Below are 8569 nucleotides of genomic sequence, written 5' to 3'. Positions count from 1 at the left end.
GCCGAACCCGGAGCCGCCCGGCGGCAACGGTGGCGGCCCGAACGGCACCCCGCCGAACGGCCTGCCCGGCTACGGCCAGCCCGGGCCCGGCCCCTACGGCGCGCCCGACCCGTACGGCCAGCCCTACCCGGGCGCGCCCCGGCAGAGCCGCACCGACGGACCGCCGAACTACGGCGCACCGCCCGGCTGGACTCCGGCGACCACCCCGTCCGGCCACCCGCACAACCAGTGGCGACCGGGCTGGGAGCAGCAGCAGGGCCGAGACGAGCGCGGCCGCGACCAGCAAGGACCGTCCGACCCGGACGACCGCGGGCGCGGTTCCGAGTGGGATAGTGGCCGTTAAGAGGCTCCTTCGAACACACCCTGATGGGCGGACGCGGACCTGTTCTGAAAAAGTCTCTGTGAGTAGCGGAGGCACATTTGACGGCTGACAGCTCCGGCAACGGGTCCCGAGGGGGCTCGCTGTACACCACCGGCGGGCCCCTGCCCGCCTTCGACCAGGCGCGCGCCGAGAAGGCGGTCCGCGAGCTGTTGCTCGCCTGTGGCGAGGACCCGGACCGGCAGGGACTGCAGGACACCCCGGCCCGGGTGGCGCGCGCGTACCTGGAGATGTTCGCCGGGCTCTACACCGACCCGGACTCGGTGCTGGACAAGACGTTCGACGAGTGCCACGACGAGCTGGTCCTGGTCACCGACATCCCGACGTACTCCACCTGCGTGCCGCCGCGCCAGCCGGTCAACGTGATCGGCGGCCCGCGTGCCGCCGAGGACGTGCGGCCCGGCGACCAGCTGTGGACGCTCGCCGAGGGCCGCGTCGAGCCGACGACGGTCGCCCGCGTCACCACTCGCTCGGCCCGCCAGCTCGTCGAGGTCGTCACGGAGTCGGGCAGCCTCGTCGTGACGCCGGATCATCCACTCGCGACACCGGACGGCTGGGCGGAGGCGGCCGGCGTCGCCGGCAAGGCGATCGAGTGGACGGAGCCGAGCCGGCTCGCGTCCCGCCCGCTGACCTACGCCACGACGCCGCGGCGGCGCCCGGAGAGCCGCGAGGACGGCACCGGGTGGTGGCGCCGGCACGGGTTCGCGCAGGAGTCGCACCACACCGAGCTGGTCGACTCGCAGTGGACTCCGGTCTCGGCGGTCCGGCCGATCGAGGCGACCGCCGCCGCGCCGTTCACCGTCTACAGCTTCACGTGCGACCCGCACCCGACGTTCCTGGTCGAGGGGCACCTGACGCACAACTGCGAGCACCACCTGGTGCCGTTCCACGGCGTCACGCATGTCGGCTACATCCCGAACGAGCAGGGCAAGATCACCGGGCTCTCCAAGCTCGCCCGGCTGGTCGACCTGTACGCCAAGCGACCGCAGGTGCAGGAGCGGCTGACCTCGCAGGTCGCGGACGCGATGTGGCGCAAGCTCGACCCGCGCGGCGTGATCGTCGTGGTCGAGGCCGAACATCTGTGCATGGCGATGCGCGGCATCCGCAAGCCGGGCGCGCGCACGACCACGTCCGCGGTGCGGGGGTTGCTGCGCTCGTCGGCGTCGTCGCGGGCTGAGGCGTTGGAGCTGATCCGCGGGCGGAGCCGGTGAGGTCCGTGCACCCCGCGCTGCCAGCGCCCGGTCGGTGCGCGGTGATGGGCGTGCTGAACGTCACGCCGGACTCCTTCTCCGACGGCGGCCGATACCTGTCGCTGGACGACGCGCTCGCGCACGGGATCGCGATGTGGAACGCGGGCGCCGACCTGGTCGACGTCGGCGGCGAGTCGACCCGCCCGGGCGCGGCTCGAGTGGACGCCGACACCGAGATCGCCCGCGTGCTGCCGGTGATCTCCGGCCTGGCGTCGGCGGGTGTCGTGGTGAGTGTGGACACGACGCGCGCGCGGGTGGCCGAGGCGGCGCTGGCCGCGGGCGCGCGTGTGGTCAACGACGTGTCCGGCGGGCTGGCCGACCCGGCGATGGCCCGGTTCGTCGCCGCCGCGGACGTCCCGTGGATCCTCATGCACTGGCGCGGGCACAGCGACAACATGGACTCGCTGGCCATCTACACCGACGTCGTCACCGACGTGCGCGACGAGCTGTCCGCGCGGGTCGACGCCGCGGTGGCGGCCGGCGTGGATCCGTCGGCCCTCGTCCTCGACCCGGGGCTGGGCTTCGCGAAGCGGGCCGAGCACAACTGGGCGCTGCTGCGCCGGCTGGATGTGTTGCGGGAGCTGGGTTTCCCCGTACTGGTGGGCGCGTCGCGCAAGCGGTTCCTGGGCACCCTGCTCGCCGCCAAGGACGGCACGGCCCGCCCGCCGGACGGCCGCGAGGACGCGACGGCGGCGATCTCGGCGCTGGTCGCGGTCGCCGGCGCGTGGGGAGTGCGGGTGCACGACGTGCCCCGCTCGCTCGACGCCGTCGCGGTCGCCGTCGCACTGTCCACACCGGACCGTGCCGATGACTGACCGGATCACGCTGACGGGCCTGCGGGTCTGCGGCAACCACGGCGTGTTCGACCACGAGCGGCGCGACGGGCAGGAGTTCGTAGTCGACGTGACGGTGTGGATCGACCTGGATCGCGCGGCGGCGTCCGACGACCTCACCGAGACGCTGCACTACGGCGAGTTGGCCTCGCGGGTCGCGGAGATCGTCGGCGGCGAGCCGCGGAACCTGATCGAGACCGTGGGCACCGAGATCGCCGAGGACGTGATGCAGGACGGCCGGGCACACGCCGTCGAGGTCACCATCCACAAGCCGAACGCCCCGATCCCGCTCGACTTCGCCGACGTGGCGGTGACCATCCGCCGCTCGCGCCGGGCCCGCCGATGACCCGCGCGGTCCTCTCGATCGGCTCGAACCTGGGCGACCGGCTGTCCTTTCTGCGACTGGCCGTCGCCGGGTTCGCGGACGTGCTGGTCGCCGCGTCGCCGGTCTACGAGACGAAGGCGTGGGGTGTCGAGGACCAACCCGACTTCCTGAACGCGGTGCTCGTCGTCGACGACCCGGCCGCCGACGGGTGGTCCTGGCTGCGCCGCGGGCAGGAGCTGGAGGAGCGCGCCGGCCGGGTCCGCGACCGGCGCTGGGGCCCGCGCACCCTGGACGTGGACGTCGTCACCGTCGACGGCGTGACGAGCGACCACCCGGACCTGCTGCTGCCGCACCCGGGCACCCCCGAGCGCGCGACTGTCCTGATCCCGTGGCTGGACGTCGACCCGGCCGCGGTCCTGCCCGGCCACGGCCCGGCCGCCGAGCTGCTGGCCGCGCTCTCCGAGAAGTCCACCGCGGACGTCCGGCTCCGCGCGGACCTCGCGCTCCAGTCCTGACCTCAGCCGGCCGAACGCAGCGCGGCGATGATCCACTCCGCCCGCGGCACCTGGCTCGGCCACTGCGGCCAGCCGTTGATCGTCGCCAGCAGCTGCCAGTACCGCTCCGCCCGCGTGTCCGTGCTGTTCTCCATCAGGTCGGCCGCCTCGGCCGGCGACTTGCCCATCGCGCCGGCGATCGAGAGCGCCAGCTCCCGCCCAGCCGGCGATGTCGGCCCGTGCCCGGCGTCCTTCAGCTCGGCGGCCGCCGACGTCCACTCCGTCCACTGCTGGCGCGCCTGCTCCGGCGGCTGGTCCATCGGCTCGCCGGCGTCCCGCCGGGCCGAGTGAGTCTCGCTCATCTGCCGGATCCGCGCCCGGAAGTCCTTGTCCCGCACCAGTTCCGCGAGCTCGAGCCACGCCTGCAGCTGCTCGGGTGACGGGTCGTCGGGCAGCTCCGGCTTGGCGGAGCGCATGCCTGCGTCGAACTCCGGGTTGATGTTCAGCCCGGCCGTCACCTCGTCCCAGAACTCGTCGATCAGCCGCCTGCGCTCCTCGTCCGACATCGCCGCCAGGTCCTTCATCAACCTCACCTCATCCAGCTCGGAACCGTTCTTGGCGACCGCCCGCAACACCGCCCGGCGCAGCCGCAACACCTGGATCTGCTCGTCGAGCAGCTCCACATGCCGCCGCGCGAGGTCCGCCACGCTCGCCCGGCCGGCGAGCGCCGCGGCCGCCTCGGGCAGCCCGAGACCGAGCTCGCGCAGCGTTCGCAGGAGCTCGAGCCGAGCCAGCGAAGCCGTGTCGTAGAGCCGGTATCCGGCGTGCGTGCGATCGGCAGGCGGCAGCAGCCCCTCATCGGAGTAGAACCGGATCGTCCGGGTGGTCAGACCCGTTCGGCGGGCAAGCTCGCCGATCGTGAACACCCCGCTGTCGCCCATGGCCGCCATGCTCAACCTTCCAGTAACTGGAGAGTCAAGTGTCGCCGGTACGGTTGCGGCATGCACTTCACCCGGACCCGCGACCTCGTCGTGGCCGGCCTGCTGGCCGCCGGGATCGTCCATCTGTTCGTACGGGTGGCCTACGGAGACCTGCCGCCGCTGCCCACGCTTGCCGGCACGACCCTGCTCGTGCTGGCGATCATCGAGGCCGCGCTCGGCGCCTCGCTGCGTTCGCGGATCCACAAACCCGAAGGTGGCCGGCGGGTTCAGCCGCTGACGGCGGCCCGCGCGGTGGCGCTCGCGAAGGCGTCGTCGTTACTCGGAGCGATCATGTTGGGCGCCTGGCTCGGCCTGCTCGGGTACGTCCTGCCGAAGCGCGCCGAGGTCGCCGCTGCGGCCGAGGACGTACCCAGCGCGGTGATCGGGATCGGGTGCGCGGCGGCGCTCGTCGCCGCCGCGCTGTACCTCGAATGGTGCTGCCGAACGCCGGACGACCAGGACAATCAACCGCCGGAGTATCGCTCGGATGCGACCGGTTAGGAAAATGATCCACCTACGCTTGGTCTCAACGTGATAACGGACCGGTACGGTGTGTGCCATGACCGCCCGCCGCGACTCCTTCGACGAGCCTGGGCACGGCTCGTTCGGCGGCCGGGTGCTACTCCTTGCAGCCGTCGTGCTGGCCGTCGGTGCCACCGCGGTGCTGGTGCTGAGCGACGACCAGAAGTACCTCCGGCTGGGGATCATCGCGGGGTTATGGGCGGCGCTCGCGGGCGCGTTCGTCGCGGCGAGGTACCGCCGGCAGGTCGCCGAGCGGGAGGACGACGCCGCCGAACGGCAGGAGCGGTACGAGCTCGAGCTGGAGCGTGAGATCGCCGCCCGGCGCGAGCACGAGCTGGTGGTCGAGGCAGATGCGCGGCGAAGGGCCGAGGAGGCCGCCCGGGACGACATCACCGCGCTGCGCGCCGAGCTGCACGGGCTGCGGTCGACGCTGCAGACGTTGCTGGGCGGCGAGTACCTCGTCGATCGGTACGCGCTGCGCGCCGAGTCGACCCGGATGCCCTCGCTCCCGGAGGGCGCTTCGGTGCCGGCGCCCAAGCGGTTGCCGCCGGCGCAACGCGTCGATGCGGACGTCGTCCAGCCGGACGAGCGCGAGGCGGACACCGACCTGATCGGCCGAGTGCGGGGTTCGAGCGAGTCGCGGAGTTCGGCCGAGCCGCTGCCGCGGCGGGCGGACCGGTCGCCCGCGGAGGCGCAGGAGCGGTTCCAGCGGTTCGAGCCCAAGCCGCACCCGACGGAGCTGTCGGATCGCTGGTTCATGCCGGACGGGACGGGGTCGGAGGAGTCGGACTGGCGGCCGTCGTGGGAGTCCTCTCGCGATTCCGGCGCCGGCCGGCGGCGAGCGGACGCCCCGCGAACCCCCACGAACGGCGCGGCGGCGAGCAACGGCCGCTCCGCCACGTCCAACGGCCGCCCGTCGGCCAACGGTCACTCGACGTCGAACGGCCACTCCACGTCGAACGGCTACCCGGCCGCGACCGGGCCGGCCGCGGCATCGGGCCCGGCGGCGAACACCCCGGCGGCGGCGAACGGCCGCAACCCCTACACCGATCCGCGAAGCGGCACCTCCCAACCGGCCACCCGCGGCGGCACGTCCCAGCCGGTCTCCCGCAACGGCACTTCCCAGCCGGCCACTCGCAGTGGGACCTCGCAGCCAGTCCCACACAGCGGCACCTCCCAGCCGGTCTCCCACAGGGGCACCTCCCAGCCGCCCGCCCGCAGCGGTACTTCTCAGCCGGTGTCGCACAGCGGTACGTCTCAGCCAGCAACTCGCAGCGGTACGTCCCAGCCGGTCTCGCACAGCGGCACGTCCCAGCCGGCCGCCCGCAGCGGCTACGGAGCCCCGGTCAGCCGTGGGGCGGCGGATCCGTCCGGCCGCACGCAGTCGGCGCAGGCGCCGGGCCGCTCGTCGCAGGCCACTCCGTCCGCGACCCGGATGCCGCCGGCCGCGGCATCATCGGCCGGCATGCCGCCGGCCGTGGCGTCGTCGAGCGGCATGCCGGCGGCCGGCCCCACTGCCGCATCGTCGAGCCGGATGCCGCCGGGGAGCCCAGCCGCCGCGTCGGGTCAGCAGCAGGCGGGCCGCACGCAGTCGCCGGGTCGCGGACCGCAGGCCGACCCGTCCATGAGCCGCATGCCACCGGCCGCCGCGTCCTCGGCCCGCATGACCCCGGCGAGCAGCACCGGCCGCACACAGCAGCCGACCGCCTCGTCGACTCGCATGCCGCCGGCTTCCTCGGGCTACATGCAGCAGCCGGCCAACCCGGCGACGCAGTCGGGCTACGCGCAGTCGGCCAACCCGGCGGCGGCGCAGTCGGGATATGCGCAGTCGGGCTACGCGCAGCCGGCCAGTCCAGCGGCGGCGCAGTCGGGATACATGCCACCGGCCAACCCGGCGGCGGCCGCCGCGTACGGCGGGATGCCGCCCAGCACCCCCGACTTCGGACCGACGGGCCAGTCGCCGGCCGCCTCCGGCCGGGTGCAGCCCACCGGCTACGTCGACGCCGGCCGGCCCGCTCTCGAGCTGCCGACCTACCTCGAACCAAACCAGCAGCCAGCACCACCCGGCTACCCGTCGGCCGCCCAGCCGGGCTATCCCGCCCCCCGGCCCGTCGAACAGTCCGGCTACAACGCGGGCCAACGTCCGGCCGAGCGGTCCGGCTACTACGGCGCCGCGCCTCAGCGCCCGGCCGAGCGGCCCGGCTACGGCAACCCCGCCACGACCGCCGGCAACGGCGAGCAACGTGGCCGCCGCGCGACGGTGGAGTCCGGCTACGTCGCACCCGTCGGCTACGGCGGCGCGAACTCCCCGGTCGACCGGCGATCGGTGGAGTCCGGGTACGTGGCACCGGTAGCCCGCCCCAACCGCCATTCCGCGCAAGATCCCAACAACGGCGGCCGCCGCCACGCCGACGGTCAGCCGGCCTGGCAGGAGCCCGGCGGCTGGCCACAGAACGGCAACGGCACTGGCAACAGCACTGGCAACGGCACTGGCAGCCATGCCCGCCCGGACACCCCCGAGTCGCCGAGCGGCTCACACGCCGCCGGCCGCTCGGTCAGCGACCTGCTCGCCACCCACGGCGGCACCCAAAGCCCCCGCCGCCACCGGCGCCGCGAGGACTGACCCCGCCCGGCGACACCGACGAGGCGCACCGCCACTCTTCGCGGAGCCGCTTCGTCCGAACCGGACGTCGACACCTGTCCGAAAGTCACGAACGGGTCATCCATCTGGTAGCCGGACGTTCGACCCGTAGGGTTGCGCCGTGCACGGAGCCTCCTTACCGCCGCGGCACGCGTTGCGGCGGCCTCGACCGCGGCGGCGAACCGTGCTGCTCCCGGTGGCCGGGCTGGTGGCACTCGCGGGGTGCGGGCTCGCGCTCCTCGCGTTCAGCACCGCCAAGGTGGGCCTCGTCGCGGAGCTCGTCGGCATCGTCGTCGCGCTCGTGCCCGTCGGGTCGGTCGTCGCGGCCCTGCTCTGGATCGACCGGTGGGAACCCGAGCCCGCGCGCCTGCTGTGGCTGGCCTTCGGCTGGGGCGCGAGCGTCGCCGCGATCACCGCCCTGCTCATCAACAACACCGCCGAGGCCGTCGGCGACGCGCTGCTCGGCCACGGCAACGGCGACACCATCAGCGCGGTCGTCAGCGCACCACTGTTCGAGGAGGCGGCCAAGGGCGCCTTCGTCATCGGCATCCTGCTCTGGCTGCGCAACGAGTTCGACGGCGTCATCGACGGCGTCGTGTACGCGGGCTTCGTCGCCGCCGGCTTCGCCTTCACCGAGAACATCTACTACTTCGGCCGCGCCTTCGCCGACCACGGGTTCGGCGACACCAGCACCGCCGGCGTCGTCACCGCCTTCATCCTCCGCGGCGTCGTCGCCCCGTTCTGTCACCCGCTCTTCACCGCGATGATCGGCATCGGCGTCGGCATCTCCGTCCGCACGCCCAGCAAGACGCTGCGCATCCTCGCGCCGGTCGGCGGCTACCTCGCCGCCGTCACGCTGCACGCCATGTGGAACGCCGCCGCCACGCTCGGCACCGCGCAGACCTTCCTCAACGTCTACTTCCTCGTCATGGTCCCGATCTTCATCGCCGGCCTCATGTTCGTCGGCTGGCACCGCCGGCGCGAGCAGCGCATCGTCACCAGGGCCCTGCCGGTCATGGTCGAACAGGGCTGGGTCGACCCCGGCGACGCCGAGCGGCTCACCAACCTCACCGCCCGCCGCGCCTGGCGCACCGCGACCGCCCGCCGCGCCGGTCGCGACGCCGCCCGCACGCTCGGCGCCTACC

At 73.7% G+C, this 8569-nt stretch carries 7 protein-coding genes and 3 pseudogenes; 9 read left to right on the top strand and 1 reads right to left on the bottom strand.

Going from position 1 to position 8569, the window contains the following annotated elements:
• From ACRDSK_RS28540 to folK, 6 genes and pseudogenes are all read left to right on the top strand, one after another.
• Positions 1-343: pseudogene (locus tag ACRDSK_RS28540) on the top strand (hypothetical protein); the annotation flags it as partial.
• A 119-nt stretch (positions 344-462) separates the two neighbouring features.
• Positions 463-717: pseudogene (locus ACRDSK_RS28535) on the top strand (GTP cyclohydrolase I); the annotation flags it as partial.
• Positions 718-1242: 525 nt separating this feature from the next.
• Positions 1243-1590, top strand: a pseudogene (gene folE / locus ACRDSK_RS28530) (GTP cyclohydrolase I); the annotation flags it as partial.
• Positions 1591-1634: 44 nt separating this feature from the next.
• A complete protein-coding gene (gene folP / locus ACRDSK_RS28525) occupies positions 1635-2444 on the top strand; it encodes a dihydropteroate synthase (RefSeq protein WP_431444446.1) in 810 nt (269 codons plus the stop codon).
• Positions 2437-2808, top strand: a complete 372-nt coding sequence (gene folB / locus ACRDSK_RS28520; RefSeq protein ID WP_431444444.1) for a dihydroneopterin aldolase — start codon at positions 2437-2439, stop codon at positions 2806-2808. The genes folP and folB overlap by 8 nt, the downstream gene beginning before the upstream one ends.
• Complete coding sequence (folK, locus tag ACRDSK_RS28515) at positions 2805-3302, top strand: 2-amino-4-hydroxy-6-hydroxymethyldihydropteridine diphosphokinase (RefSeq protein ID WP_431444443.1); 498 nt, start codon at positions 2805-2807, stop codon at positions 3300-3302. Before folB ends, folK begins: the two co-directional genes overlap by 4 nt.
• A 2-nt stretch (positions 3303-3304) precedes the next feature.
• Here folK and ACRDSK_RS28510 read toward each other — a convergent pair whose 3' ends face one another.
• Positions 3305-4222, bottom strand: a complete 918-nt coding sequence (locus ACRDSK_RS28510; protein WP_431444442.1) for a MerR family transcriptional regulator — start codon at positions 4220-4222, stop codon at positions 3305-3307.
• A 60-nt stretch (positions 4223-4282) separates the two neighbouring features.
• Here ACRDSK_RS28510 and ACRDSK_RS28505 point away from each other — a divergent pair, with 60 nt between their 5' ends.
• From ACRDSK_RS28505 to ACRDSK_RS28495, 3 genes are all read left to right on the top strand, one after another.
• The gene (locus ACRDSK_RS28505) at positions 4283-4762 is read left to right on the top strand and encodes a DUF3180 domain-containing protein (RefSeq protein WP_431444440.1); all 480 of its coding nucleotides are present in this window, start codon (positions 4283-4285) and stop codon (positions 4760-4762) included.
• 58 nt (positions 4763-4820) lie between these two features.
• Complete coding sequence (locus tag ACRDSK_RS28500; RefSeq protein ID WP_431444439.1) at positions 4821-7406, top strand: DUF6779 domain-containing protein; 2586 nt, start codon at positions 4821-4823, stop codon at positions 7404-7406.
• 202 nt (positions 7407-7608) lie between these two features.
• A partial coding sequence (locus ACRDSK_RS28495) for a PrsW family intramembrane metalloprotease (RefSeq protein ID WP_431444445.1) occupies positions 7609-8569 on the top strand: 961 nt, incomplete at its 3' end.

This window comes from Actinophytocola sp. (assembly GCF_050699915.1).
Taxonomy (GTDB): domain Bacteria; phylum Actinomycetota; class Actinomycetes; order Mycobacteriales; family Pseudonocardiaceae; genus Actinophytocola.
This window is presented reverse-complemented; position numbering and strand designations above follow the sequence as displayed.